General features: G+C 40.4%; 1 protein-coding gene. It reads left to right on the plus strand.

Annotated features, from left to right (window positions below; genetic code table 11):
• The coding region (locus AB4496_RS22580; protein WP_372132037.1) for a VWA domain-containing protein at positions 1–2,474 on the plus strand (2,474 nt) is incomplete at both ends.

Raw genomic sequence — 2,474 nt, forward strand, 5'->3', positions numbered from 1 at the left:
GGGTACAATCAAGTTAGATCATACAGATAACCCTACGCTTACATTGACGAATGCTAATGCTGTTGATGAAGGAAGCACGGCCGTATTTGATGGGCAACTATCGAAGGTGTCTGAAGCGTCGATTGAGATGAAAGTCGAGTTTGAATTTTCTAATGGCGTTGGTAAAGCAAACTTTGAGGATTTAGCCGTAGACAGTAGTAAGCCGTTTTCTGGGGTTACAGTCACTTATGTTTCTGGCGGAGTGATTAAGACTATTCCGGTAAATGAAGTGGATGGTACATTCACGCTTCCTGCGAAAGTTACGGATTTCAAAGTTAATGTAGATACAATAAATGACAACCGTTTCGAAACATCTGAAGACTTTGGGATTAAGTTGAGTGAGATACCTTTCCAATCTTCAACAGATGCTAGTAAGGATGTAATCATTAATCACGGTCAGCACGGTGTTAGCGCGTCGGGTTCTATAAACGAAGACGCTGCTGATAAACCAACTGTAAATGTTGCCAATGCTCGTTCGGTAATTGAGGGTGGGACCTTAGAGTATAGCGTTTTACTTACTGGTTCTTCTGATGTAGACGTAACATACTCAATAAACCTCCCTAATAGTAGTGACGTTAAAAAATCAGACATTTCGTTTACTAATGGCGTCACATTGAGCGCCGATGGACAATCTATTGTCGTGCCTAAAGGCGTATATTACTTTAAAGTTATCGTTCCTACATTAGATGACGTTCTTGTAGAAAATACTGAAAATTATACGATTACTATTGGCAGAGACACTGGCACAGGTTTTATACTCGATAATGAAGTTGCACCTGTAATCAAAAACCAATCAGTTAGCGTTTCAGAAGAAGGCCTAAACGGTGGTATCACTGATACTATTGGGTTACCTACTGACTCTACGGATGGTCACTCTATACAAGGTAATCTTGTTATTACTGACGCTAATAACAACTTGTCTGACACTGTGTTTAGTGAAACAAGCTCAATCAACATTACAACATCGACCGGTCAGCCTTTGACATCAGAAGGGCATACTATTGATTGGGCGGTATCGCCTGATGGTCATGCACTTACTGGTACTGCTAACGGAAAAGTTGTTATTGAAGCAACATTGGATAGAAATGGTCACTACGACATACAATTGAAAGCTCCGGTAGATCACCCCAATACTAATGGCGAAGACAATCTAGTCATTCAGATCCCGGTCATTGCTAAAGACACTTCGGGGCTTAAGAGTTCAGGGGGGCAAATTACGATTTCGATTGAAGATGATCAGCCTGTTGCAACAGCTATTGATGTGCCAGTTACCCCAGAAACAAAATCAGATACGAATATTCAGTTGGTAATCGACGTGTCTGGCTCTATGGGCTACGATTCTGGCGTTGCTGGTAAGACTCGTTTAGCTATTTTAAAAGAGTCTCTTGCTAAGATGCTCCAGCAATATGACACGCTTGGCGATGTAAAAGTCCAAATAGTGACATTTACCGGCAACGCTAAACTCATACATGACGGTAGTAAATCTTGGTTCTCTGTTAGTGAAGCTATTACAGAAATCAATAAGCTAAAACCTAAGAATAATACTGATTATGATGATGCTTTACGTAAAGCCCGTACTTCATGGGACCATGACGAAGATAGTAAGCTCCCTGATGCGAATAACGTCAGTTACTTTATTACTGATGGAATTCCAAACCAAGATGATAGGATAGATTATTGGGAAGCGAAAACTTGGACTAAACATTTAGATGATAATGGTATTACTTCTCAAGCTATAGGTATAACGGGAGGTTATCTTGACAAAGGCCAAATTGATTTGGTTTCTCACGATGGTCTGACGGGAACAGACTCTTCAGCGATAGTTATTGATTCGTCGAGCCAACTAACAGATATATTGACCCAGCCAATAATTCAAACCGTTAATGGTTCATTGGTAACTAATGGTGGCTTTGGCGCTGATGGTGGTTATGTTAGTCAGTTAGTTATTGATGGCGTAACTTTTAATTTTGATGGTTCAACTATCAGTTCTACAGGACAGAACTCTAAGATCAGCTTTACCAAAAATGAATCAACAAACGAGTTAAAAGTTACGGTCGATGGCAAGTACACTTTGAGTATCGATATGGATACGGGTTCGTACAAATTTGGTGGCAAACCACAAGCTAGACCTGAAACCGTAGACTTCGATTACACATTGAAAGATGGTGATGGTGATACAAGCACTAGCAATATTTCATTTGATGTAATGGGTTCAAAAGGCAGCGTAGATGTGTCGTCTACAGGCAAGATGATCGATTCTGTTAAAGTTCTTCATGATAATTTGAGTTGGATAGGATCACCTGCAGTAACCAATGGACAAGCGGGTTACAACAAGATTGTAGACAATGTTGATATCAACAAAGGTGTTTCAATCAATGTTGGTGATGCTGGCGATGCTGTTTGGACTGGCCAGGGTGACGATGTCATTTATCTCT

Origin of the sequence: Vibrio sp. 10N.222.46.A1 (assembly GCF_041473595.1) — a bacterium.
In the GTDB taxonomy this organism is placed as follows: domain Bacteria; phylum Pseudomonadota; class Gammaproteobacteria; order Enterobacterales; family Vibrionaceae; genus Vibrio; species Vibrio tasmaniensis_A.